The sequence below is a fragment of the Devosia pacifica genome, from assembly GCF_014652635.1.
Taxonomy (GTDB): Bacteria; Pseudomonadota; Alphaproteobacteria; order Rhizobiales; family Devosiaceae; genus Devosia; species Devosia pacifica.
Genome location: NZ_BMZE01000001.1, coordinates 876,093 through 900,986, shown reverse-complemented (window position 1 = coordinate 900,986; position 24,894 = coordinate 876,093). Strand labels below are relative to the sequence as shown.

The 24,894-nt window shown below is 60.4% G+C and carries 20 protein-coding genes, 1 tRNA gene and 1 pseudogene; 11 read left to right on the top strand and 11 right to left on the bottom strand.

Annotation, left to right across the window (positions count from 1 at the left end):
* Positions 1 to 78: 78 nt before the first annotated feature.
* From IE127_RS04560 to IE127_RS04550, 3 genes are all read left to right on the top strand, one after another.
* The gene (locus IE127_RS04560) at positions 79 to 711 is read left to right on the top strand and encodes an SRPBCC family protein (RefSeq protein ID WP_189423818.1); all 633 of its coding nucleotides are present in this window, start codon (positions 79 to 81) and stop codon (positions 709 to 711) included.
* 13 nt (positions 712 to 724) lie between these two features.
* The gene (locus IE127_RS04555) at positions 725 to 1,894 is read left to right on the top strand and encodes a zinc-dependent alcohol dehydrogenase (RefSeq protein ID WP_189423816.1); all 1,170 of its coding nucleotides are present in this window, start codon (positions 725 to 727) and stop codon (positions 1,892 to 1,894) included.
* Between the two features lie 88 nt (positions 1,895 to 1,982).
* Entirely contained in the window at positions 1,983 to 2,585 is a 603-nt protein-coding gene (locus tag IE127_RS04550) for a YdeI/OmpD-associated family protein (RefSeq protein WP_189423814.1), read from the top strand.
* A gap of 218 nt (positions 2,586 to 2,803) precedes the next feature.
* Here the strand turns inward: IE127_RS04550 and IE127_RS04545 are convergent.
* The 5 genes and pseudogenes from IE127_RS04545 to IE127_RS04530 form a co-directional block, all read right to left on the bottom strand.
* A tRNA-Ile gene (locus IE127_RS04545) sits at positions 2,804 to 2,880 on the bottom strand.
* A 53-nt stretch (positions 2,881 to 2,933) separates the two neighbouring features.
* Positions 2,934 to 3,545 carry a LysE family translocator gene (locus IE127_RS04540; protein ID WP_189423813.1) on the bottom strand — a complete coding sequence of 204 codons (612 nt, stop codon included), beginning with the start codon at positions 3,543 to 3,545 and terminating at the stop codon, positions 2,934 to 2,936.
* Positions 3,546 to 3,644: 99 nt separating this feature from the next.
* On the bottom strand, positions 3,645 to 4,175 hold the full coding sequence (locus tag IE127_RS19600; RefSeq protein WP_244639993.1) for a fasciclin domain-containing protein: 531 nt from the start codon (positions 4,173 to 4,175) through the stop codon (positions 3,645 to 3,647).
* Between the two features lie 99 nt (positions 4,176 to 4,274).
* A pseudogene (locus tag IE127_RS19595) lies at positions 4,275 to 4,823 on the bottom strand (fasciclin domain-containing protein); the annotation flags it as partial.
* Between the two features lie 73 nt (positions 4,824 to 4,896).
* Complete coding sequence (locus IE127_RS04530) at positions 4,897 to 5,838, bottom strand: nucleoside hydrolase (protein WP_189423809.1); 942 nt, start codon at positions 5,836 to 5,838, stop codon at positions 4,897 to 4,899.
* A 108-nt stretch (positions 5,839 to 5,946) separates the two neighbouring features.
* Between IE127_RS04530 and IE127_RS04525 the strand changes: the two genes are divergently transcribed.
* The 8 genes from IE127_RS04525 to glgX all read left to right on the top strand — a co-directional run bounded on the left by IE127_RS04525 (position 5,947) and on the right by glgX (position 20,397).
* Positions 5,947 to 7,200, top strand: a complete 1,254-nt coding sequence (locus tag IE127_RS04525) for an AI-2E family transporter (protein WP_189423807.1) — start codon at positions 5,947 to 5,949, stop codon at positions 7,198 to 7,200.
* A 98-nt stretch (positions 7,201 to 7,298) separates the two neighbouring features.
* Positions 7,299 to 9,158 carry a monovalent cation:proton antiporter-2 (CPA2) family protein gene (locus tag IE127_RS04520; protein ID WP_189423805.1) on the top strand — a complete coding sequence of 620 codons (1,860 nt, stop codon included), beginning with the start codon at positions 7,299 to 7,301 and terminating at the stop codon, positions 9,156 to 9,158.
* 80 nt (positions 9,159 to 9,238) lie between these two features.
* On the top strand, positions 9,239 to 11,716 hold the full coding sequence (locus tag IE127_RS04515) for a glycogen/starch/alpha-glucan phosphorylase (RefSeq protein WP_189423803.1): 2,478 nt from the start codon (positions 9,239 to 9,241) through the stop codon (positions 11,714 to 11,716).
* 41 nt (positions 11,717 to 11,757) lie between these two features.
* On the top strand, positions 11,758 to 13,953 hold the full coding sequence (gene glgB / locus IE127_RS04510; RefSeq protein WP_189423801.1) for a 1,4-alpha-glucan branching protein GlgB: 2,196 nt from the start codon (positions 11,758 to 11,760) through the stop codon (positions 13,951 to 13,953).
* Between the two features lie 60 nt (positions 13,954 to 14,013).
* A complete protein-coding gene (gene glgC / locus IE127_RS04505; protein ID WP_189423799.1) occupies positions 14,014 to 15,285 on the top strand; it encodes a glucose-1-phosphate adenylyltransferase in 1,272 nt (423 codons plus the stop codon).
* On the top strand, positions 15,285 to 16,745 hold the full coding sequence (glgA, locus tag IE127_RS04500) for a glycogen synthase GlgA (protein WP_210310442.1): 1,461 nt from the start codon (positions 15,285 to 15,287) through the stop codon (positions 16,743 to 16,745). Before glgC ends, glgA begins: the two co-directional genes overlap by 1 nt.
* Positions 16,726 to 18,357, top strand: a complete 1,632-nt coding sequence (locus IE127_RS04495; RefSeq protein ID WP_189423795.1) for an alpha-D-glucose phosphate-specific phosphoglucomutase — start codon at positions 16,726 to 16,728, stop codon at positions 18,355 to 18,357. The genes glgA and IE127_RS04495 overlap by 20 nt, the downstream gene beginning before the upstream one ends.
* A 12-nt stretch (positions 18,358 to 18,369) precedes the next feature.
* Positions 18,370 to 20,397: a glycogen debranching protein GlgX gene (gene glgX, locus IE127_RS04490; RefSeq protein WP_189423793.1), complete on the top strand. Its 2,028-nt coding sequence runs from the start codon at positions 18,370 to 18,372 to the stop codon at positions 20,395 to 20,397.
* Positions 20,398 to 20,426: 29 nt separating this feature from the next.
* Here glgX and ureG read toward each other — a convergent pair whose 3' ends face one another.
* The 6 genes from ureG to ureC form a co-directional block, all read right to left on the bottom strand.
* Positions 20,427 to 21,056, bottom strand: a complete 630-nt coding sequence (gene ureG / locus IE127_RS04485) for an urease accessory protein UreG (protein ID WP_189423791.1) — start codon at positions 21,054 to 21,056, stop codon at positions 20,427 to 20,429.
* Positions 21,057 to 21,067: 11 nt separating this feature from the next.
* Entirely contained in the window at positions 21,068 to 21,499 is a 432-nt protein-coding gene (locus IE127_RS04480) for a DUF3995 domain-containing protein (RefSeq protein ID WP_189423789.1), read from the bottom strand.
* Positions 21,496 to 22,158 carry an urease accessory protein UreF gene (locus IE127_RS04475; protein ID WP_189423787.1) on the bottom strand — a complete coding sequence of 221 codons (663 nt, stop codon included), beginning with the start codon at positions 22,156 to 22,158 and terminating at the stop codon, positions 21,496 to 21,498. Before IE127_RS04475 ends, IE127_RS04480 begins: the two co-directional genes overlap by 4 nt.
* On the bottom strand, positions 22,155 to 22,628 hold the full coding sequence (locus IE127_RS04470) for an urease accessory protein UreE (protein WP_189423785.1): 474 nt from the start codon (positions 22,626 to 22,628) through the stop codon (positions 22,155 to 22,157). Before IE127_RS04470 ends, IE127_RS04475 begins: the two co-directional genes overlap by 4 nt.
* A 38-nt stretch (positions 22,629 to 22,666) precedes the next feature.
* On the bottom strand, positions 22,667 to 23,059 hold the full coding sequence (locus IE127_RS04465) for an MliC family protein (protein WP_189423783.1): 393 nt from the start codon (positions 23,057 to 23,059) through the stop codon (positions 22,667 to 22,669).
* A gap of 68 nt (positions 23,060 to 23,127) precedes the next feature.
* On the bottom strand, positions 23,128 to 24,837 hold the full coding sequence (gene ureC / locus IE127_RS04460; protein WP_189423781.1) for an urease subunit alpha: 1,710 nt from the start codon (positions 24,835 to 24,837) through the stop codon (positions 23,128 to 23,130).
* Positions 24,838 to 24,894: the final 57 nt, after the last annotated feature.

Genomic DNA, 24,894 nt, shown 5'->3' with positions numbered 1-24,894 from the left:
CGTTCAGGAACTGGCTTGGTGTGACGCGGTTAGGGCTTCAGCAATGGGTAAACGCCCATGGATGCAATGGAGTCCGCAATGCAGTCCCACTCTCAACGGCCGGTGCTCGGCCTGCTGGCCATCGGTGTAGGCGCCGCTGTCGGTATCGCACTGCTCAACCAACGCCCCTCACGCTCCTACCGGATTGCGCCGCCCGATAGCGCGCCAGGGCGCCTCGCCAAGCATGCCGACTTCGGCGACTACGCTGTTGTTGGCAAGACGGTGCTGATCGACAAGCCCCGGCAGGAGCTGTTCGACTATTGGCGCGATTTCTCCAACCTGTCGAGCTTCATGGAGAATATCGAGGCGGTAAAGCCCGGCACCAATGGAAGCTCCATCTGGACGATCGCGGCGCCTGCGGGGCAGAGCGTAGAGGTTGAAACGCAGGTGGTCGATGAACGCGCCGGCGAATTGATCGCCTGGCGCTCGGTCGAAGGCTCAAGCATCGACACAGAGGGGCGTGTGGCGTTTCGCGATGCTCCGGCGGGGCGCGGAACCTATGTCGAGGCGATCGTCGCCTACAAGCCGCCCGGTGGTGAGCTTGGACGGCTGATCGCCAAGCTGTTCCAGCGTGAACCGAACGTTCAGGGCCGCCGCGAGCTCAAGCGTTTCAAGATGCTGATGGAAACCGGCGAGATCGCCACGTCCCGCAATCGGCGCGAAGCCGCCTGAAGGAGATTACGAGATGCGCGCACTGACCTGGCACGGCACTCATGACGTTCGCGTCGACACTGTTCCCGATCCGCAGATCGTCAACCCGCGCGACGCGGTTCTGAAGGTGACCTCAACCGCAATCTGCGGCTCTGACCTGCATCTTTATGACGGCGTTATTCCCGGGATGCTCTCGGGCGATATCCTCGGCCACGAGTTCATGGGCGAAGTCGTGGATGTCGGTCCGAAATCCACACTGAAGAAAGGCCAGCGCGTGGTGGTGCCTTTCACCATCTCATGCGGCAGCTGCTACTTCTGCCAGAAACAGCAGTATTCGGCTTGCGACAATTCCAATCCAGCAGAGAAACAGGACATTTCCGAGCCGCTTTATGGCCACGCGGTGAGCGCACTGTTCGGATATTCCCACATGACCGGCGGCTACCCGGGCGGCCAGGCAGAATATGTGCGTGTCCCGTTCTCGGATGTTGGGCCGATCGTTATTCCCGATGGTATGGACGATGACGAAGTGCTGTTCCTGTCAGATATTCTTCCAACCGGATGGATGGCTGCAGAGAATTGCGACATTGAGCCTGGAGATACTGTCGCCGTGTGGGGATGTGGGCCGGTTGGTCTCTTCGCCGTGCAGAGCGCCAAGCTGATGGGAGCGGAGAGGGTGATCGCCATCGACCACTACCCGCACCGGCTTGAATTGGCGCGCAAGTTTGGCGCCGAAACCATCGACTTCAACCAGACCAAAGTGGGTGAGGCGTTGATGGAAATGACTGGCGGCATCGGCCCGGATGCGGTGATCGATGCTGTTGGCATGGAGGCACACGGATTTGCCCCGGATAACGTGCTTGAGGTGGCCAAGCAGAAGCTCGGCGTGGCTGCCGATCGTGGCCATGCACTTCGAGAGGCTATAGTCAGCGTGCGCAAAGGTGGGCGCGTGTCGATGCCAGGCGTCTATGGCGGCTTTCTCGATAAGTTTCCACTCGGGGCAATGATGGAGAAGGGCCTGCAGTGGCGGACAGGGCAGACCCATGTCCAGCGCTATACAGCGGATCTGCTGCGGCGCATTCAGGAAGGCGAGATCGACACGACCTTCCTGATCAGCCACCGCCTTCCGCTGGAAGAGGCACCCACAGGCTACAAGAACTTCCACAGCAAGCAGGATGAGTGGACGAAGGTGGTGCTGAAGCCCTAAACTACACTCACCGACCTGTCGCATGGCGACGACGCCATTTTCGCAGCCTCCGCCAGTTCGCGTCTGAACTTGGCGGAGGCTTTTTGCTGTGTCGAAAGAGCATGAGCAGGTTGAAGTGCGCACTCGGGCCGAGCTGCGGAAATGGCTTGAGCAGCACCACCAGACGTCCGGCTCGATCTGGCTGGTGACATGGAAAAAGCACACGCCGCACCATGTGCCGTGGGACGCGGTGGTGGAAGAGGCCCTGTGCTACGGCTGGATCGACAGTCAGCCACGCAAGCTCGACGAGGATCGGTCGATGATCCGGCTGTCACCGCGCAAGCCAGGAAGTGGCTGGTCTGGGATCAACAAGAAGCGCGTCGACAAATTATTGGCCGAAGATCTGATGAAACCCGCGGGGATAGCCGCCATCGAACGCGCGAAAGAAGACGGGAGTTGGCAGGCACTCGACAAGGCCACGACGCTCGACCTGCCTGACGATCTTCAAGGTGCCTTTGCCAATTATCCCGGCGCTCGCGACAAGTTTGACGAATTTCCGCCTTCCGCCCGTCGCGCCATCCTTGAATGGATCGGCATTGCCAAGCGGCCTGAAACCCGCGCTGCCCGGATAGAGGATACCGCAAGGCTGGCGCAGCAGGGCGAGCGCGCGAACCAGTGGAAGAAGCCTGCGACCAAAAATAAGCAATCATAGTGATGCGAGGCATAGCACGAGTTGGGCCGGAGCGCCGACAGTGCGACGAGCATTCCGGCAGGATGCCGAGGCGATCAGAAAAAACAGGCACATGGCGAACTTGAGCGCAATGATCACCGCTCGTGAAGGGTTGTATGACCCGGACCCTGTCTCCGGGACATAACCCGGGACGTGGATCTGAGGCGGCAGCAAAACTCTCGCTAAGTCATTGAAATATCTGGTGGGCCCACCAGGACTCGAACCTGGAACCAGACCGTTATGAGCGGTCGGCTCTAACCAATTGAGCTATAGGCCCGCCGGGTGCACTCCTTAGCAGGGGAGAGCAGGATGGCAAAGGGGTTTTGCAGCTTAGTGCTGAAGGACGACGAGGCTGGCTGCGGCGGCCATCATGGCGCCTGCCGTCTTGTTCAAACGTCCAAGCGCGCGCGGCGATTTCAGCATTTCGCGTGCCCTTGAGGCGAGCCACGCATAGCCACAACCGATCAACAGGAGGACGATCACGACCACGGCGGTCAATTCGGCGAAGGCAAGAGCCGAAATGGCGTCGAGCGGCACGACGGTTGGAAGAATGGCGAGATAAAAGACCATGGTCTTGGGGTTACCGAGGGTGAGCGAAAACCCTGCGAGGAAGGTGCGAACAGGCTTCTCGTGCTTCGGCTTGAGCCGCTCATCGCCCGGACGCGATGTCCAGAAGCGATAGGCGATGTAGAGCAGGTAGGCGGCACCGAGCCAGCGGATGACAACAAAAACGGCGCCGAAATAGTGGGCGACAGCGGCGAGCCCGAAGATTGCAAAGACGAAATAGACAAGATCGCCAGCGAGAATGCCGAACACCATCGGCAGAGCGCTGGCAAAACCGCCACCCAAGGCGCGAGCGACGACCGCCGCGACACCGGGCCCGGGCACCAGAACTGCGATGGCGTAGGCGATCGTGAAGGTGAGGAGAACGAGGGGGTCCATGGACGACGCTCACTGTGGAAGCGCGACATTAGATTGCACAGCGGTAAAAGCAAAGGCCCCGCCGGGGCGGGGCCTTCATAAGTTCATCGCATGGATCGATCAGCGCGGCAGCAGCACGTCATCGACAACGTGAATGACACCGTTCGACTGGTTAACGTCCGACTGGGTAACGAGAGCAGCACCGCCCGACTCATCGAAGATGTAGATATATGGTGAGCGCAGAACCGCTGTCAGTGCATCGCCACTGACCGTCTCCATGTTGTACCTGCCACCATGAGCACGCGCGCGGCTTGCCAGATCATCGGCTGACAAATTGCCGGGCACCACATGTGCGGTCAGCACCTTGACCAACTGGTCCCGGTTCTCTTCCATCAGCAGCGTGTCGACGGTGCCCTCGGGAAGATTCTCGAACGCGGCGTTAGTCGGCGCGAACACCGTGAAGGGGCCTTCGCCCTGGAGGGTTTCAGCGAGTCCTGCCGCCTGAACCGCTGCCACGAGGGTGGTGTGGTCAGCCGAATTCATGGCGTTTTCGACGATGTTGCGGGTTGGCAGCATGGCTGCACCGCCGACCATCGGGAAGTCACCCTCCATGGCCATATCGTCTTCAGACATTTCGCTGTCGCCCGACATGCCATCCGAGGACATATCATCCGACATGTCGTCGTTGCTCATGTCGCCTTCCATGCCGTTGTCATCCGACATATCCGCATCGTCCATGGGCTCGCTTGCCGGCAGCAGCACAGCATCGATCACATGGATGACGCCATTCGACTGACGGACATCGGCGATAGTGACAGTCGCGGTGGTGCCGTTCTGGTCAGTGACCGTGACCATGCCATCGGCAGTGGTCTCAAGCGTCAGCGTGCAGCCGCCTACGGTTTCGACGGTGTGGGCGCCTCCGTCATCCTCGACCATCGAGACGATATCGGTCGACATCGCCATTGCAGGGATGACGTGGCAGGTCAGGATTTCAGCCAGCTGATCCCGGTTCTCCGGCATCAGCAACTCCTCTAGCGTGCCGGCCGGCAGCGCATCGAAAGCAGCGTTGGTGGGGGCGAGCACCGTGAACGGGCCTTCGCCTTGAAGCGTCTCGACTAGCCCTGCTGCCTGAACGGCTGCAACGAGGGTCGTGTGATCTTCAGAATTGACGGCGTTTTCGACGATGTTGCGGTCGGGGAACATCTCCGCGCCGCCGACCATCGGATTTTCCTGCGCGAAGGCGAGGCTTGCAGACAAGCTAAGTGCTGTGGCGCCCGCTAGTGTTGCGTAGAACTTCATAGTGTCCTCCCAATATTCCTCATGGAGTTGATATCGAGAGATACGGCGCTACTCGCGGAACAGTTTCGTCAGTTCAGGGAAGTTTTTTTAGCTTTTCGATCAGAAGACAATAAAATGCTTCAGCATCAGCACTGCGCATGAAAGTCACGTTCTTGTGACGATCGGTGACATGCCAGTAATCGGCTACGGTCATGCCGCGCGTCAACTCGCTGGCAAGCTCGATCTCGACGTTGCAGAGCCGACCGGAGAAGATCTCTGGCTGGAGAAGGTAGGCGATGACGGTGGGGTCATGCAGGGGCGCGCCCTGGCTCTGGTATTTTTCGAGATCAAAGCGCTCTGAGAACTCCAGCATGCTCGCAACGGCAGCACCAGCGGCATTGCCAATAGCGGCGAGTGCATCGAGCCGGGGGCGGGTCGTCAACACCTGATGTGTCGCATCGAGGGGCAAAAGCGTCAGCGGCGCTCCGCAGCGCATGACGATATCGGCGGCCTCGGGATCGACGAAGATATTGAACTCAGCGGCCGGCGTGATGTTGCCGACCTCGAAATACGCACCGCCCATCATCACGATCTCAGCTATTCGCGACGCGATGTCGGGCGCCTTAACCAGCGCCATGGCAATATTTGTCAGCGGGCCGAGGGTGCACAGAGTGACACTTTCCGGTTCCTCCTGCCGCAGCGTTTCGATGATGAAATCGACCCCGTGCTGATCCTCAAGGGCAATTGTGGGCGAGGGGAGGTCGGGGCCGTTCAGGCCGGTTTCGCCATGCACATGCTCGGCGGTGACCAGCGGACGCCGCATCGGGCGTGCGCAACCGGCATAGACCGGTATATCTGTTCGCCCAGAAAGCTCGACGATCTTGAGCGCGTTTTCGGCGTTCTGCGCCAGGCCGACATTGCCGGCGACTGCAACAATACCGAGAACGTTCAAATCCTCCGGCGATGCGAGGGCCAGAAGAATGGCAACTGCGTCATCCTGGCCGGGGTCTGTGTCGATAATGATTTTGCGGGGCATGCGGCAGGCTCCGAAAATAGGCTTCAGTATGGTGCAGCTAAGAGCAGACGGAACGTTTCAAGGCTACCCCCGTTGTTGACGTCTGGGCACTTACATTCTGGGTAATTTATGAGCAATGGTTCGGGGGGTGTCCCCGCGGCGATGTCGGGCAGTCAGTTCGAACGCGTCCTGTCTAACATTTCCCGAATGGCGATCATACTCGTCGGCGCCGTCATCGCGCTCGTTGCCTTGCAAGCCGGGCGGGTCATTATTGCACCGGTCTTCCTTGCGATCGTGATCGGGCTGATGTTTGGGCCCGCTGCCGACAAGATGGAAAACAGAGGTGTTCCCCCTGCGCTGTCCGCCGCGACGGTAGTTTTATCCTTCCTCATATTTATCGGCGTCGGGCTGCTGCTGTTTTCAATGCCGCTGTCCGAATGGGTGGCCCGTGCTCCCGCGATCTGGCGCAATCTGCAAGCGCAGGTCGCCAACCTGCAAGAGCCACTGGAATCGATCGGAACCTTTCAGGAGCAATTCCGGGGGCTCTTGGGCAACGACCAGCGGATGGAGGTTTCTGTCGAGGACAATGGGGCCGTTACCAGCGTGGCGCTGCTCGCGCCTTCGATCTTGGCGCAAATCGGTATTTTCCTCGCAAGCCTCTACTTCTTCCTCGCCACCCGCGACCACATACGTATATCGGTGCTGAGCCTGTGCATCAGCCGCCGAATGCGCTGGCGTACGGCGCATATATTCCGCGATGTCGAGCACAAGGTCTCGCGCTATCTTCTGTCGATCACCGCAATCAATGTCTGCGTCGGCGTCGCGGTGACGCTGGTGATGTGGGCGATCGGCATGCCATCGCCGCTGCTTTGGGGCGCGCTGGCTGCGGTGCTCAACTATATCCCTTATGTCGGGCAAGCGACGATGTGGGTCATTCTCATCGCTGTCGGGCTTGGCACGCAGACCGGGTTAGAGAACATCCTGTTACCGGTCGGGTGCTATATGGCGATCAACTTCCTCGAAGGGCAGTTGCTGACGCCGCACCTGATCGGCCGGACAATGACGCTCAACCCGTTCATTATCTTCCTGTCGATTACCTTCTGGCTCTGGGCCTGGGGGCCTGTGGGCGGATTGATCGCCGTGCCGGCACTGCTGATCGGCAGTTCCATCATGTCCCATGCCTTGCCTGGTCCACCCTCGAGGCCGAAGAATCCGGTTCGCACAAGCCCCACAAAAACTGCGCACGAACTGGTTCTCGAAAACGCGGGCCAAGCTGTACGCGAAGAGCGTGAGCCGGAGGCCGAAGAAGAGAAACGAAAGAGGGAGCGTATGCTGCCGCCTGAGGGAACAGCGCCAAGCGGGGTGGAAGAAGGCGGCCGCTGAGCTGCCTTCTTGACGCAGCACCGCCATGCTGCACTGACGGTTGACGAATTCGTGCGTTAGCGGACAATGTCCGCCTTTAGTTCGTGCGGATGCATTTCATGGATCACTCATCGACCGCTGCGTCCCACGCCGCAGACGCTGCACACGGCGCCGGTTTCGATCTTGTTCCTGTTGTCATTCTTCTCGCAGCAGCAGTATTTGCCGTGCCGCTATTCAAGCGGCTGGGGCTTGGCTCGGTGCTTGGCTACCTCGCTGCCGGCCTTGTGCTTGGACCATCCGGCCTGCGTTTGATCGCGGAACCGGAAGCTGTCTTGCATGCTGCCGAACTTGGCGTGGTGCTGTTCCTTTTCATCATTGGCCTTGAAATGCAGCCGCGCCGGCTGTGGGCGCTGAGGCACCAGATCTTCGGACTTGGCATCGCCCAGGTCGCGCTCTGTGGTGCGCTGCTGACCGGGGTGGGCGTGCTGCTCGGCTACAGTCTGCCGATCGCATTCCTTTTCGGCATGGGGTTTGTTTTGACCTCCACCGCCATCGTCATGCAGATCCTGCAGGAGCGCGGCGAACTGAACTCGGAGCCGGGCCAGAAGATGGTCTCCGTGCTGTTGCTCGAGGATCTGGCAATCGTGCCGTTGCTCGCCGTGGTCGCTCTACTGTCGCCGGCAACCGGCGATCAATCACTCACCGCGCGCGTCATCGGGTTTGGCGTGGCAATTGGTGCTGTCCTGGTGCTGATCTTCCTCGGGCGGAGGATCATGAACCCGGTATTTTCGGCGCTGGCAGCCGCGAAAATTCGTGAAGTGATGACGGCTGGCGCGTTGCTGGTAGTGCTCGGTGCGGCATTGCTCATGCAGTCGGCGGGACTGTCGATGGCCATGGGCGCTTTTCTCGCGGGTGTGCTGTTGTCGACCTCGAGCTTCCGGCACCAGCTTGAAGCGGATGTGGAGCCGTTTCGCGGTATCCTGCTCGGGCTGTTCTTCCTAGCCGTTGGCATGTCGCTCGAGCTTGCCGTGGTTTTCGAGAATGCCGGGTTAATCGCAATTGGCGTTATTGGCTTCATGCTGGTCAAGTCGGTGGCGATTTATGCGCTGGCGCGGATGATGAAGAGCGACCATCAGGAAGCCATGGAGCGGGCGGTGCTGATGTCGCAAGGGGGTGAATTCGCGTTCGTGCTCTACACGACCGCAAATGCATCCGGCCTCATCGACGGGCCGACCAACGCCGTCTTTACCGCCACGGTTATCGTTTCGATGATGGTGACGCCGTTCGCGCTGATTGCCTATCGGCGTTTCATGCCGGCACGGACGCAGTCTCTCGAGGGCGTCGAGGTAGCGCATGACATGAGCGAGCGGGTGCTGCTGATCGGTTTCGGCCGGTTCGGCCAGATCGCGAGCCAAACGCTACTCGGGCAGGGGCATGCCATCTCCATCATCGACAATGATGTGGAGATGATCGAGGCGGCAGCGCGTTTCGGGTTCAAAATCTATTACGGAGACGGCCGTCGCCTTGACATCCTGCATGCAGCCGGCGCGCCGACAGCGGACCTGGTGCTGATCTGCGTCGACGACAAAGAGGCGACGAACCGGATTGCCGAACTGATCCGCGACGAGTTTCCGCTGGTAAAGGTGATGGCCCGATCCTTCGACAGGGCGCATGCGCTGGAACTGCGTCATATCGGGGTGGAATATGAGATCCGCGAACTGTTCGAGTCGGCCATAAGCTTCGGTGCCGAGGCAATACGGATACTCGGTGCCGAAGAGCACGAAATCCGCGAAGTTGTCGCCGGTGTGCGTGTGCGTGACAAGCTGCGGTTTGAAGCTCAAATGCTCGGGGATGTGCGCTCGGGCACGGATCTGCTGCTCTCCAATGCCGTCGAACAGGCAAAAGAAGGCGGCGTACGCACGCCGGCAGAGACACGACCGCGACCAGAGCCAACGAAGGCCGACACTTCTGCAGAATAGCCAAGGGCTTTCCAGGCTCAAGATTAAGTGCAAAAGTGCTGGTCGGAGGGGATTTTAAACAATGAACATGGGACTGCGTCATGTCGCAAAAGTCAGTGGTTCTCGATGCCCCGACCCCGGAGCCTCGCCAGGTAACTGTTGAAGCGCTTCAGGCGCATATCCTCGAGAAACTGACCTATTCGATCGGCAAGGATCCGATCGTTGCGCGCCCGCATGACTGGCTCGCCGCCACAATCTTTGCCGTGCGCGACCGGATCATGGATCGCTGGATGGAAAGCTCGCGCGAGACGTGGCGTACCTCCAACAAGCGGGTCTACTATCTCAGCCTTGAGTTTCTCATCGGGCGGCTGATGCGTGACGCGATGAGCAATGCCGGGCTGATGGAGCCGGTGCAGCAGGCGCTGACCAATCTTGGGGTGGATCTCGGCGATCTTATCGATCTTGAGCCGGACGCAGCACTTGGCAATGGCGGGCTTGGCCGGCTCGCCGCCTGCTTCATGGAATCCATGGCGAGCCTCAAGATCCCGGCCTATGGCTATGGGATCCGCTATGCGCACGGGCTGTTTCGCCAGGAGATGAGCGAAGGCTGGCAGGTGGAGCTGCCGGAGGAGTGGCTGGCGCACGGCAATCCGTGGGAATTCGAGCGGCGCGAGAGCGCGTATGAAATCGGCTTCGGCGGGCATGTCGAGGGCGTGACGGACCCGGACGGCGAACTGCGTCAGGAGTGGCATCCGAACGAGCACCTGCTGGCGGTGGCATTTGATACGCCGATTGTCGGGTGGCGGGCCGCGCGGGTTAACACCCTGCGCCTATGGAGCGCGCAACCGATCGATCCGATCCTGCTCGACAAGTTCAACTCCGGCGACCATATCGGCGCGCTTGAAGAAAGCGCGCGGGCCGAAGCGATTACCCGCGTGCTTTATCCGGCGGATTCAACGCCTGCCGGCCAGGAGCTTCGGCTGCGCCAGGAATACTTCTTCTCGTCAGCCTCGTTGCAGGACATCGTTCGCCGGCATTTGCAGCAATATGGCGATCTCGGCTCTTTGCCGGACAAGGTGGCGATCCAGCTCAACGACACGCACCCGGCAATCTCGATCGCCGAGATGATGCGCATCCTGATCGATATCCACGGGGTTGAATGGGACGAGGCCTGGACGCTCACCCGCGGCGTTTTCGGCTACACCAATCACACTCTGCTGCCGGAGGCGCTTGAGAGCTGGCCCGTAGCGCTGCTTGAACGGCTGCTGCCTCGCCACATGCAGATCGTCTATGCGATCAATGCCGAGATCCTTACCGAGGCGCGCAAGCGCGCCAAGTTCACCGACGAGCAGATCGCGCGCGTTTCGCTGATCGACGAGCAGAACGGCCGGCGGGTGCGGATGGGGCAACTTGCCTTTGTCGGCTCACACAAGATCAACGGGGTTTCGGCGCTCCATACCGAGCTGATGAAGCAGACGGTTTTCTCCGATCTGCACAAGCTCTACCCGGACCGGATCAACAACAAGACCAATGGCATAACGCCACGCCGATGGCTGATGCAGTGCAATCCCGGACTGACCTCGCTGCTTAGCGAGACGATTGGTGACGCGTTTCTCGATGATATCAGAAAGCTTGAAGAGCTTGGCGCCTATGCCGACGATCCCAGCTTTCAGAAGCGTTTTGCGGCCGTCAAACTCGAGAACAAGACGCGGCTTGCCGAACTCATCCGCGAGCGTCTCGGGGTGCGAGTTTCGCCCGAGGCGATGTTTGACGTGCAGATCAAGCGTATTCACGAATACAAGCGGCAATTGCTGAATATCATTCAGGCGGTTGCCGCGTATGATGAAATCCGTGCCCATCCGGAGCGCGATTTCGTACCGCGGGTGAAGATCTTCGCGGGCAAGGCGGCGCCCAGCTACTGGAATGCCAAGCTTGTCATCAAGCTGATCAACGATGTCGCGAGGGTCATCAACAATGATCCGGCGGTGCGTGGGCTGCTGAAGGTGGTGTTCCTGCCGAATTACAATGTCAGCCTTGCCGAGGTGATCGTCCCCGCGGCGGATCTTTCGGAGCAGATCTCGACGGCCGGCATGGAGGCCTCGGGTACCGGCAACATGAAGTTCATGGCAAATGGTGCGCTGACTATCGGCACGATGGATGGGGCGAATGTCGAAATGCATGAAGAAGTCGGGGACGACAACATCGTGATCTTCGGCCTCACGACGGATGAGGTGGCGGCGAAACGCGCCAAGAGTGAAGTCCCGCGCTCGGCCATTGATGCTTCGCCTGATCTTCAGGAGGCACTGAATGCCATCGCTTCGGGCGTGTTCTCTCCCGATGATCCAAACCGGTACCGCGACCTCGTCAGTGGCCTGTACGATACTGACTGGTTCATGGTGGCGCGGGATTTTGATGCATACGTCGCAGCCCAAAAGCGGGTCGATGCGTTATGGCTTGATCAATCCAGGTGGAACCGCATGGCCATCTGCAATACGGCGCATGTCGGGTTCTTCTCCTCCGACCGCACCATCAGGCAATATGCGGAAGATATCTGGGGGGTCCAAGTGCCGACGGCGTAGCAACGCGTGGGCGCGGGGGTGGATCAGTTTAGGGGCGCGCAGTGAATACCGGGACATGGCAAGCGGAGCCGGGCGACGTGGAAGCGATCGTCAACGGCAAACATCACGATCCGTTCTCGTTTCTCGGGCTACATGAAATTCAAGGCGTTTGGGTGCTTCGCGCCTTCGTGCCCCATGCCGAGACCCTTCGTGCCTTTACGCGTGACGGCACCGAACTTGGAACGCTCGAGCGGCGGCATTCTGCAGGCCTGTTCGAAGGACGTGTGAAAGTCGACGGGTATCAGCCGATCTACTACCGCGCCGGAAACGACGGTGGTGAGTGGGAGGTTCAGGATCCCTACACGTATGGCCCCGTGCTCGGGCCAATGGACGACTACTATATCGGCGAAGGCAGTCACTTACGCCTCTTCGACAAGCTCGGCGCCCATGCCATCGAGTTCGGCGGCATTGAAGGCACGCATTTCGCGGTTTGGGCGCCCAACGCCCAGCGTGTGAGTGTCGTTGGCGCCTTCAACGACTGGGACGGGCGCCGCAATCCGATGCGCAAGCGGCGCGATACCGGCATTTGGGAAGTGTTCATCCCCAAACTCGGACCCGGAACGATCTACAAGTATGAGATCGTGGGAAGTGACGGCAGTCTGCTGCCTCTGAAGGCTGACCCCTATGCCCGCCAATCTGAGATGCGGCCGCGTACAGCCTCGATCGTGCCGGATCCGGCACCGTTCGAATGGACAGATGACGCTTACATGGCGCGCCGTGCCGAGCAGGACTGGCGCCGCAGCCCGATGTCTGTCTATGAGGTGCATCTCGGCTCCTGGCGGAAGCGCCCCGATGGCAGCTTCCTCAGCTATGACCAGCTCGCCGAACAACTCGTGCCCTATGCGGCGGACATGGGCTACACCCATATCGAGCTGCTGCCAGTCAGTGAGCACCCGTTCGATCCGAGCTGGGGCTATCAGCCCACGGGATTATTCGCGCCAACCGCGCGGTTTGGAGACCCGAAGGGCTTCGCACGGTTTGTCGATGCAGCACATGCTGCAGGCATCGGGATCATTCTCGATTGGGTCCCTGCGCATTTTCCAACCGATGAGCATGGGCTGAGCCGCTTCGATGGCACCGCGCTTTATGAACATGCGGACCCGCGGCAGGGCTATCACCCCGATTGGAACACGGCGATTTATAATTTCGGGCGCAAGGAAGTTGCGGCGTATCTGCTGAACAGTGCGCTTTACTGGCTCGAAGTGTTCCATATTGACGGGCTGCGCGTCGATGCCGTCGCTTCGATGCTCTATCTCGATTATTCGCGCCAGAGCGGGCAGTGGGTGCCCAACAGGTTCGGGAGCAACGAGAACCTAGAGGCGGTTGAGTTTTTAAAGAAGGTCAATGCCGAAGCCTACCGGCTTAACCCGGGCAGCTTCATGGTGGCGGAAGAGTCGACCGCATGGCCAGGCGTGAGCGCGCCGGTGGATGTCGGCGGGCTGGGGTTCGGGTTCAAATGGAACATGGGCTTCATGAATGATAGCCTGCGTTACATGAGCCGTGAGCCGGTGCATCGCCGCTATCACCATAACGACATGACGTTCAGCACCGTCTATGCGTTCTCGGAGAACTTCGTCCTTCCGATCAGCCATGACGAGGTGGTGCACGGCAAGGGCTCGATGCTCGAGAAGATGCCGGGAGACGATTGGCAGAAGTTTGCCAATCTCCGCGCCTATTACGGTTTCATGTGGGGGCACCCGGGCAAAAAGCTGCTGTTCATGGGACAGGAGTTTGCGCAGCGTGAGGAATGGAAAGACGCGCGTGCGCTCGACTGGTACCTTTTGGATGCCAGCATGCATGAAGGTGTGCGGCGCCTGGTGGCGGATCTGAACGCTGCCTATAAGGAGTTGCCGTCCCTCTATCAGCGCGATTGCGAGCCTGACGGGTTTGAGTGGATCGTCGGAAACGATCTGGGCCATTCGGTTTTCGCGTGGCTCCGGCGCGCCCCCGATTCCGATCCGGTGGTGGTTGTGAGCAACATGACCCCGATCCCGCGTGAAAACTACACGATGCCGATGCCACTGGCGGGCCGCTGGCAGGAGCGCATAAACACGGATGCCGGCTGGTATGGCGGGTCCAACGCAGGTAACCAGGGTGCCGTGATGGCACGGGCCGTCGATGATCGGCACATGCCGGCCGAGGCCAGCCTGTTTCTGCCGCCACTTTCAACCCTGATTTTAAAGTTCGAGGGAATATGAGCTTTTCTCGAACACTGCACAAAAAGCCCGGTCAACCGGGCGCCCTGAGGAGGACAGAACATGGCTGATTACCGCATTCCATCACCACTGGCCCGTGACGCCATGGCATATGTCCTAGCGGGCGGACGCGGCACGCGCCTGATGGAGATGACCGATCGGCGTGCCAAGCCGGCTGTCTATTTTGGCGGCAAGGCGCGGATTATCGACTTCGCGCTGTCGAACGCCATCAATTCGGGTATTCGCCGCATCTCGGTCGCCACGCAATATCAGGCGCATAGCCTGATCCGCCATTTGCAGCGCGGCTGGAACTTCCTGCGAACGGAGCGTAACGAGAGCTTTGACATCCTGCCGGCAAGCCAGCGGGTCAAGGAAGATATGTGGTATGCTGGCACCGCGGATGCCGTCTACCAGAACATGGACATCATCGAGGACTACGGCGCGCGCTACATCGTCATTCTTGCGGGCGACCACGTCTACAAGATGGACTACGAAATCATGCTGCGCCAGCACGTCGACACCGGCGCCGACGTCACCATTGGCTGCCTTGAGGTGCCGCGCGCAGAAGCCACGGCATTCGGGGTAATGCATGTCGATGGTCGCGACCGGGTCGTCGACTTCGTCGAAAAGCCGAAGGACCCGCCTTCCATTCCAGACAAGCCGGACTATGCGCTGGCCTCAATGGGCATTTATGTCTTCGAGACGCGCTTTTTGATGGAGCAGTTGCGTCGCGATGCGGCGACCGAGGGCTCCAGCCGGGATTTTGGCAAGGACATCATTCCCTATCTCGTGAAGAACGGTACTGCATGGGCTCACCGGTTCCCGCGCTCATGCGTGCGTTCAGCCAATGAAGAGGTGTCGTACTGGAAGGATGTCGGAACGATCGACGCCTATTGGAAGGCCAATATCGATCTGACCGATATCACGCCGCAGCTCGATCTTTACGACCGCGACTGGCCGATCTGGACTTACGCGGAGATTACGCCGCCGGCGAAATTCGTTCATGACTTTGATGGGCGCCGGGGTTCTGCCGTGAACTCGTTGGTGTCGGGCGATTGCATCGTGTCAGGCGGCATGCTGCAGCACACGCTGCTCTCCACCGGCGGTCGCGTACATTCATATTCGGAGCTCACCGAGGCGGTGGTGCTGCCATATTGCGATATCGGGCGTGGCGCGCGGCTGAAAAAGGTCGTCGTTGACCGCGGCGTCAGCATACCGGAAGGCCTCGTCGTCGGTGAAGACCCGGAATTCGACGCCAAATGGTTCAACAGGTCGGGTGAGGGGGTGACGCTGATTACCCAAGCGATGATCGACAAATACCTGGCTAACAGATGATCGAAGTCCTCTCGGTTGCATCCGAGGTCTATCCACTGATCAAGACGGGTGGGCTGGCCGACGTTGTTGGGGCGCTGCCGCGCGCTATGGCGGAACAGGCCATAGAAATGCGCACCCTCATCCCCGGCTATCCCGCTGTGACAGAGAAGATCGGCAGCGCCCGGACTGTTGCCCGGTTTGACGATCTGTTCGGCGGACCGGCAAGCCTGTTGGCTTGCCGCGTGGCGGATCTCGATCTGATCGTTCTCGATGCAGCGCATCTGTTCGATCGCGAAGGCAATCCCTATACCGGTCCTGACGGTTGGGACTGGCCGGACAACTGGCGCCGCTTCGCCGCATTGAGCTTTGTGGCGCATCGTCTGTCTCAGGGGCTGGTGCAGGGATATCAGCCGCATATTCTGCATGCCCATGACTGGCAGGCAGGTTTGGTGCCGGCCTACCTGAAATATGGCGGGCCGAGCACGGTGCGCAGCGTCATGACGGTGCACAATCTGGCGTTCCAGGGGCGCTTTGGTTCAGATATCTTTGGTGAATTGCAGTTGCCGTCCGAGGCCTACTCGGTCAATGGCGTCGAGTATTATGGCGGCGTCGGCTATCTCAAGGCCGGGCTGGAGTGTGCCGACGTCGTCACGACGGTAAGCCCTAGCTATGCTTCAGAAATCCGCACCAGCAGCGGCGGGATGGGGCTGGAAGGATTGCTCAACAACCGTGCTGCGACCGTCCTTGGAATCCTCAACGGCATCGATATGCGCGAATGGGATCCGGCGGTCGACCCGAGCCTGACGCAGACCTTTTCGCTCAACACGCTGCACAAGCGCTATCGCAATACTGATGCGTTGCGCAGCGCGTTTTCGCTTGAGCCCAGCAAAGGGCCGTTGTTTGGAGTCGTCAGCCGTCTGACATGGCAGAAGGGCATCGATCTGCTGGCAGATGCCATCGATGATATCGTTGCGCGGGGCGGGCAGCTTGCGGTGCTCGGCTCCGGAGATGCTGCGCTAGAGACCGCGGTGCTGAGGGCCGCCGAGCGGCATCCGGGGCAGGTGGGGTTGAGCACGGGATTCAACGAGAAGCTCAGTCACCTGATGCAGGGCGGAGCCGATGTCATCCTCGTGCCGTCGCGGTTCGAACCATGCGGGCTGACACAGCTCTATGCGCTGCGCTATGGCGCGGTGCCTCTGGTCAGCCGGGTTGGCGGGCTCAACGACACGGTGATCGATGCCAATATAGCGGCAGTGAATGCCGGGGTTGCCACGGGCATACAGTTCGCGCCGCCAACCGAGCAGGCCCTAAAGGACGCGATTGCGCGGGTGTTCTCCCTGTGGGGTGACCCGGTGACGTGGCGCAAGATGCAAAGACGGGGAATGAAATCCGAGGTTTCGTGGGATGCCAGTGCCGCGCGCTATGCGGACCTTTACACGAACCTGTTGGGACTGAAGAGCGATGACCAAGAAGACGATTGAGACCAAGCCCTATCCCGACCAGAAGCCCGGAACCTCTGGGCTGCGCAAGCGGGTAAAGGTTTACCAGCAGCCGAATTATGTCGAGAACTATATACAGTCGATCTTCGACTGCCTTGAAGGGTTTGAAGGCAAGACGCTGGTGATCGGCGGCGACGGGCGATTCTATAATGAAACCGCAATCCAGAAGGCGATCAAGATCGCCGCCGCCAATGGCTTCGGCAAAGTGCTGGTAGGGCAGAACGGTTTGCTGTCGACGCCGGCAGCGTCGAACATCATTCGCCGTTACGAGGCCTTCGGGGGTCTCGTTCTTTCAGCCAGCCACAATCCGGGCGGCCCCGAGGGCGATTTCGGCATCAAGTACAACGTCGCGAATGGCGGCCCGGCACCGGAGCGGATCACCGACGCTGTGTTCCAGCGTACCCAGGTAATCGAGCAATATCAGATCATCGAGGCGCCAGATCTTGACCTCGGGGCAATCGGCACTCAGACGGTTGGCGAGATGAGCGTTGAAGTCATCGATCCGGTCGCGGATTACGCGGAACTGATGGCAGAATTGTTCGATTTCGACGCGATCTGCGATCTGTTCTCATCCGGGTTCACGATGACTTTCGATGCGCTGCATGCGGTCACCGGGCCGTATGCGCACGAAATCCTCGAGAACCGGCTTGGTGCGCCTGCGGGCACAGTCGTTAACGGCACGCCGTCGCCGGACTTCGGAAATGGCCACCCGGACCCAAACCTTGTCTACTGCAAGGATATGTATGACGCCCTGATGCAGCCCGATGGCCCGGATTTCGGTGCGGCCTCAGATGGCGATGGCGACCGGAATCTGATCATCGGGCGCGGTCGGTTCGTGACCCCTTCGGACTCGTTGGCGCTTCTAGCAGCAAATGCGCATCTGGCCCCCGCTTACAGCAAGGGTATTGCAGGTATTGCACGCTCGATGCCGACAAGCGCCGCCGCCGACCGCGTTGCGGAAAAGCGTGGCATCGAGATGCACGAGACGCCGACCGGCTGGAAGTTCTTCGGTAATCTACTCGACGCCGGGCGCGTGACGATATGCGGCGAGGAAAGTGCCGGTACCGGGTCCGACCATGTTCGTGAGAAAGACGGGCTGTGGGCCGTGCTGCTGTGGCTCAATATTGTCGCTGTACGCAAGCAAAGCGTCGACGAGATCGTGACGGAGCATTGGGCCGCATATGGGCGCAACTACTACACGCGTCACGACTATGAGGAAGTCGAGTCCGACGTGGCGAACGCCATAATGGACGATTTGCGCGGCAAACTGGATGGACTGCCGGGAACGCAAATCAATGGCGCTGAGGTAAGCAGCGCCGATGATTTTTCCTACACGGATCCGGTGGATGGCTCGACGGCACACAAGCAGGGCATCCGCATCGTGTTCAAGGACGGCTCCCGCGTCGTCATTCGCATGAGCGGAACCGGGACTGTCGGGGCGACGTTGCGCGTCTATCTCGAGCGGTACGAGCCGCCGGCGGGTCAACATGACCTCGAGACGCAAACAGCATTGGCGCAGCAGATAGAAATCGCTGAGAGCCTGAGCCAAATTCGTGCCCGCACCGGGCGAACTTCCCCTAGCGTGATCACTTGAGTTGAGAACGGCATGAAACCAGAATTGGTCCCCAATGGGGGGCGCACCCAGCATCTTGGCGCGACCGTTACAGAAGAAGGGGTCAATTTCGCTGTATATTCAGAGACGGCCTCTGTTCTTTGGGTTTCGCTCTATGACGAACTCGACAAGGAAATCGATCGCTTCGAGCTCGACGTGCACGAAGATAATATCCATGCCGGGCTGATCGCCAATGTTGTTCCCGGTGCACGATATGGTTTCAGGGCTGATGGTCGTTACGATCCTGAGCAGGGGTATTATTTCGACCCGAACAAGCTTTTGGTGGACCCCTACGCCCGCCGGCTCGACCGGGTGTTCGTGCGCTCGCCGCGCCTGCGCCTGCCGCGCGAGGACGCTGTCGATACCGCGCCGCTGATCCCGAAATCGATCGTCGTCGGAGAGCGCAACCCGCTCTCGACACCGCGGCGCAAGAATCCGTCGCTGATGTATGAGCTGAACGTGCGCGGCTATACCATGCGGCACCCGAGCGTTCAGGGGCCGCTGCGTGGCACTGTTGCCGCGCTGTCAACGCGCCGGGTGATCGATCACTTCAAGTATCTCGGTGTCGATACTGTCGAACTCATGCCGATCGCCGCGTGGATCGACGATGGACATTTGCCGGCACTCGGGCTGACCAATGCGTGGGGCTACAACCCGGTGAGCTATTTTGCCGTAGACCCGAGGCTGGCGCCGCGCGGGCCGCAGGAGTTGCGGCATCTGACGGACCTCTATCGCCGCAATGGCATCGCCGTGCTTCTGGATGTCGTTTACAACCATACGGGTGAGGGCAACGAAGAAGGCCCGGTGCTGAGCTTCAAGGGGCTCGACGCGCGCACCTATTACCGTCACGTCGAGGCCGACGGACGTCAACACATGGTTAACGATACTGGCACCGGCAATACGCTGCGCTGTGACCATCCGGCAGTGCAGCGGCTGGTGATCGAAAGCTTACGCTATTGGGTCCAGGAGATGGGCGTCGGCGGGTTTCGGTTCGATCTCGCACCGGTGCTTGGGCGCGATCCGGGGTTCAACCCCGAGGCGGAGATGCTCAACAAGATCAAGGCCGACCCGGTCCTTTCGAAATCGATCCTTGTCGCCGAACCGTGGGATCCGGGCCCGGGCGGGTACCAGCTTGGCCAGTTCGGCAAGGAATTCCGCGAGTGGAACGACACTTACCGCGACGAGATCCGCGGCTTCTGGCGCGGTGACGACCACAAGCTGGGTGCGTTGGCCGGCAAGGTCGCCGGCTCAGCCGACAACTTCAATCATGGGGGACGCCGGCCCGGGCATGGCGTCAACCTTCTGGCGGTCCATGATGGTTTCACGCTGCGCGATCTCGTGAGCTACAACGAGAAGCACAACGAGGCGAACGGCGAGAACAACAATGACGGGCACAACCACAACTCGTCATGGAACTGCGGCGTCGAGGGGGAAACGGACGATCCTGAAATCGTAGCAGCGCGGCGCCGCGATGTGCGGGCGCTACTCGCGACGCTGATGATGTCGCGCGGCACGCCGCTCATCCAGCAGGGTGACGAGATGTTCCGCACCCAGCAGGGCAACAACAATGCTTATGCCCAGGACAACGAAATCACCTGGGTGGACTGGGAGGGCGCGGATGGCGAGCTTGTCGATTATTTCGCGGGGCTCCACAAGTTTCGCAAGGCACACCCGGCGCTGACATATGACAGCTTCCTGACCGGCAAGAAGCGGCAGGGCAAGCGCGACGTGGTGTGGCTGCATCCGGAAGGCCACGAGATGAACGAGGCGGAGTGGTCCGACCCGCATGGTTCGACACTCGGCATGTGGCTGCGCAACCGGGGCGACGAGGTTCTGGTATGGTTCAACCGGCGCGCGGAAGAGGTACTGGCACGCCTGCCCGAGGGCGATTGGGAAGTCGGATTCAGTTCGGATCAGTCCGGCAACACCGATGTCACCGATGAGGGCGTCACGTTGCATCCGCGTTCGGTGATCGCGATGGTGCGCGCCGCAGCGAGGCCCGACGACCAATCTGCCGAATAGCCGGCAAACACGCTGCGGAATGGTCCATGCTATTCCGCAGCGGAACGTTGCAGACCGCCAGCCTTCTCGATGAAGGCGATGATCTCTTCAATCCCTTCATGGCGCAGTAGATCAGCAAACACGTAGGGACGTCCTGCACGTACCTTGCGGGTGTCGGCGTCCATCACCTCCAGGCTGGCGCCGACATGCGGCGCAAGATCGGTATGGGTGACGATCAGCAGGTCCGACCGGGTGATCGCTGGACCGCCCTTGCGCGGGATCTTCTCGCCTTGCGCGACCGAGATGACATAAAGCGTCATGTCCGCAAGGTCAGGAGAAAACGTCGCGGCCAGATTGTCGCCGCCGCTCTCGATCAGGATAATATCGAGATCGGGGAACTTACGGTTGAGCTCGTCGATCGCCGCGAGATTGAGCGAGGCATCTTCGCGGATCGCAGTATGCGGGCAGCCGCCGGTCTCGACACCGACGATGCGGTCTTCCGAGATCGCTTGAGCGCGCGCGAGGATCAACGCGTCTTCGCGGGTGTAGATGTCATTGGTGACGACCGCCATCGAGTAGCGGTCACGCATGGCCTTCAGAAGCATCTCGCACAGCGTTGTCTTGCCGGAACCGACGGGGCCGCCAATGCCGATGCGGAGCGGACCATTTGAAGAACTCATGTCACTGCCTTTCAGAACAAGCGGAACCAGACGAGCGCCACGAACCCGATGCCGATGGCGATACACAGGGGAGAATAGACCCGGCTGTCATTGAAGCGAAAGCTCGGCTCCGGGCGCTGCTCTTTCCAACGGCTGGTGTAGCCGATGATACCGCGTGCGAGAAAAAGCGCTGCGAATGGCAGGCCAAGAAGGCTGAGCCAGAGGCCGCCGCTATCATGGTCGGCCAAAGCCAGCGCCATGACGCCGGAAACCAGTGCCAAAGCACCGGTCGCGAACACGCGCCAGCCAGAGGGAAGCCGCTCGATGCCGGGCGTGCCGATGACCGTTTGCGCCAAAAGCTTTTCGTCCTGGATCGGCCAGGTCATGCCTGTTGCCCATAATATATGGGCAAAGCCGATCGAGAGCAGGGGAATGAACATCAGGGCAGCAATGGCCGTGGTCACGATCTGAAGATCCTCGTCGTCTGCGTTTCGTGGCGCATTTGCGCGATGTCGGCGGCATAGGACATCGTGCCGATATCCGCCAGCGTTGCATTGGTTGCCCAAGTGGATAGACGAAGGATTTCCGGCTCCAACCCGGCAAGGATCGTGAGGCCATCACTCTGGCCGATGGGCACAAGCCGCACGGCGACCGAGATCTGAGATTGAACGGTGCTGGTGGCGTGCGCTACCAAGGCCGCATCGAGCGGTACGGCTTGCGACGCGGCAATTGCGCCGATGGCGACAGGATATGGGCACTCTTCCGGAAGGTGATGCACTGCCGTCGTGTCCCACGCTGAAGCCGCACGAATAAAGGCATTGCCCATAGCGAGCGTTTCTTCGCGCCGCTCGCGCGCGGCTGTCAGGGCGAGGCACCAATCGGCCGTATCGGCCAGCGCGGCGCGGTCGTGCGACTGCCTGTGCGCCTCGGCGAGGAGCACCGCATCTACCCGTAAAGAGCCTGCGTGCAACGACGAGGCAATCCATTCGCTCGTCGTTGCTGCGTCGAAGACGTGGCCGTCAGCAATGGCTGTCTCAAGTCCGGCAGACCAGGCAAAGCCTCCAATTGGAAAGGCGGGGGAAAGCCAGGCAAGCAGCCGTTGCAGGCCCGAGGCAGAGATCATTTGTGCCGGGCCAGCGCGTGATTTGTGCTGGCGTGTTCATGCGCGTGGTAGGCGCCATGCTCCGGCGCGAACGGCGCACGAACAGGCGTGACGGTCGCGCCCAAGCCTTCGAGCATGGTCTTGAGGACGTGGTCGGCGGCGATCAGGATACGTTCAGCATCAAGCTGCGCCGGGGTATGCCGGTTGCCGATATGCCAGGCGAGCCGCACAAGATCAGCATCTGAACGCGCGCGGACCTCCAGCAGGTCTTCCTCGCTCGCCCGTACATCGACCAGACGACCATCATCGAGGACGAGCGCGCTGCCGTGCGGCAGGGTCGTGGTTGCCGGCAGATCAACGATCATCTCGCCACCACCGGCGAGATAGAGCAGCTTGCGGCGCAACCGACGCTCATCATGGTTCAGAACGACATGATCAAATCCTGCGGGCTTGTCGTGGCCGGGCGGAATGAAGGTAGTGGCGCGCAGCATTCGGGTTCTCGTCTGGACGGCTTGATGGTGTTGTCTGCTCAGGGGATGTCGTTGGCCTCGCCGCAGGTGGCCACAGGCTCTGCGTCCTCACCAAGCGTCAGATCATAAAGGCTCGCTTCCGTGCCGGAACTCCACCACACCCAGGTGGCTGCCGTGTAGCGCGCTCCGGAACCAGAGAGGACGGAGGCGAACACCAGTGTTTCGTCGTTCACCGGGACCAGCGCGAGAAAGTTCGGCGCGGCGTTGATGTACTGAACTGTCAGCGGTTCGATGGTGTCGCAGCGATAGTCGACACTCAGGACCTCGATATCACTGGGGCTGGTCAGTTCCAGGCTGAGCGACGTGCGCGCGGATACGTCGACCTGAGCCAATGCAGGAGACATGAGGGCACCGAGCACGCATAGCGCGGTGGCAGGTGAGACTATCTTCATGCGAGCGGCCTCCATTTTCGCAGGTCAGGTTGCGTGGCCAGTATGGCGCCAGTGTGGTCCGGTTCTCGTCAGAACATGAAGTAGCGTTGCGCCATCGCCAGTTCGGTTGCCGGCTCACAGGTCAGCAATTCGCCGTCCGCCCGCACTTCGTATGTTTCCGGGTCGACCTCGATATGCGGGGTCGCGCTGTTATGGATCATCGAGCGCTTGCCGATGCCGCCGCGCGTGTTCTCGACGGCCAGCAGCGTCTTTTCGAGGTTGTAGCGCTCGGCAATTCCGTCATCGAGAGCCGCGCTTGAAACGAAGCTGACGCTCGAGCGCTTGCGGGCTGCGCCATAGGCACCGAACATCATCCGATAGTGCATCGGCTGGGGCGTGGGGATCGAGGCGTTGGGGTCGCCCATCGGGGCGGCGGCAATCATGCCACCAAGCAGGACCATGTCCGGCTTCACACCGAAAAACGCGGGGTTCCACATCACGAGGTCGGCGCGCTTGCCGACTTCGATGGACCCGATGTGCTGCGAGATACCGTGGGCGATTGCCGGGTTGATCGTGTACTTGGCGATGTAGCGCCGGACCCGGAAATTGTCGTTGTCGCCGGTTTCCTCCGGCAGGCGGCCGCGCTGGCGCTTCATCTTGTCGGCGGTCTGCCAGGTGCGGATCAGCACTTCGCCGACACGGCCCATTGCCTGACTGTCTGACGCGATGATGGAGAAGGCCCCGATATCGTGCAGGATGTCCTCCGCGGCGATGGTTTCCTTGCGGATGCGGCTTTCAGCAAACGCGACGTCCTCGGGGATGGCCGGATCGAGGTGGTGGCACACCATGAGCATATCGAGATGCTCGGCAATGGTGTTGCGGGTATAAGGCCGTGTGGGATTGGTGGAGGAGGGGATGACGTTATCAAGGCCCGCGACCTTGATGATGTCGGGCGCGTGCCCGCCGCCGGCGCCTTCGGTGTGAAAGGCGTGGATGGTGCGGTTCTTGAAGGCTGCGACCGTATCCTCAACGAAACCGGACTCGTTGAGGGTATCGGTGTGGATCATCACCTGAACGTCAAAATCATCAGCGACGGCGAGGCAGTTGTCGATGGCAGCAGGTGTCGTGCCCCAGTCCTCGTGCAGTTTGAGGGCGGCGGCGCCAGCGCGCACCATTTCTTCAAGCGGCGCCGGAACTGAAGCATTGCCCTTGCCGGCCAGCGCGAGGTTCATCGGGAAGGCATCAAATGCGCCGAGCATGGTGCCGATGTGCCAGGCACCGGTGCAGGTGGTGGCGAGAGTGCCGTGCGCCGGACCCGTGCCGCCGCCGAGCATGGTGGTGACGCCACTCATCAGGGCTTCCTCGATCTGCTGCGGACAGATGAAGTGAATGTGAGAGTCGAAGCCGCCGGCTGTGATGATCTTGCCTTCGGCGGCAATCACCTCGGTCGATGGACCGATGATGATATCGACGCCTTCTTGCGTATCGGGATTGCCTGCCTTGCCGATACCGGTAATGACCCCTTCCTTGAGGCCGATATCGGCTTTGAAGATGCCTGTGTGATCGACCACCAGAGCGTTGGTGATGACCGTATCGACAGCGCCTTGTGCACGCGTCCTCTGTGACTGGCCCATGCCGTCACGGATCACCTTGCCGCCGCCGAATTTCACTTCCTCGCCATAGGTGGTGAAATCCTTTTCGACCTCAATGAAGAGTTCGGTGTCAGCCAGCCTGACGCGGTCACCAGTGGTGGGGCCGTACATATCTGCATAAGTGGCGCGGCTAATGCGGGCTGGCATGGCAATCTCCGAAGACGTGTTTCACAGGCGGCAGATTAGTCGATTTGCTTTAGGTGA